Origin of the sequence: Natronococcus sp. (genome assembly GCF_047921035.1) — an archaeon.
GTDB lineage: Archaea > Halobacteriota > Halobacteria > Halobacteriales > Natrialbaceae > Natronococcus.
Window position 1 is genome coordinate 1 of record NZ_JBLRWX010000266.1, and the last position, 541, is coordinate 541.

The following is a 541-nucleotide window of genomic DNA, read 5'->3' on the forward strand; positions in this document are numbered from 1 at the left end:
GGCCGATCGACCGACCGCGCCGACCCGATGGCTCCCAGCAGGTCCTTACCTGGAGGTACCCATGGCCCGCACCCGGAATCTCCTCCTCATCGTGACGCTCGCGGTCGCGCTCGCGGCCTGCGGGGGCCAACCACCCGTGCAGCCCGACCCCGATCCCGTACCGCCCGAGATCAGCGCCGTGGCGCCGTCCGTCGCGCCGCGCGGGGCGACCATCGTCATCACCGGCGCGGACTTCGGCGCCGACGGCAGCGTCACGATCGGTGGCGTCGCTGCCGCCATCACCAGCTGGAGCGACGACGAGATCCAGGCGGTCGTCGCCGCCGGCACCCCGGACGCTTGGCAGGAGGTCGAGGTCACGACCGACGAGGGCGCCGACGCGTTCTCGCCGTTCTTCGTCGGCGTCGCGTTCACCGGCGCCGCGGCCGACCTGCAGGACTTCCTCGACGGCCAAACCGCCGGCACGGCGGTGCTGCTCGAGGCGGCCGCGTACGACCTGAGCGCGGCGCCCGACGAACTGCTGATCGACAACCGTAGCCTGTAC

1 protein-coding gene is annotated in these 541 nt (G+C 72.8%); it reads left to right on the plus strand.

All coding sequences use genetic code 11. The features are described 5' to 3' along the window. Positions 1 to 61: 61 nt before the first annotated feature. A partial coding sequence (locus ACNA7R_RS20625) for an IPT/TIG domain-containing protein (RefSeq protein WP_416285397.1) occupies positions 62 to 541 on the plus strand: 480 nt, incomplete at its 3' end.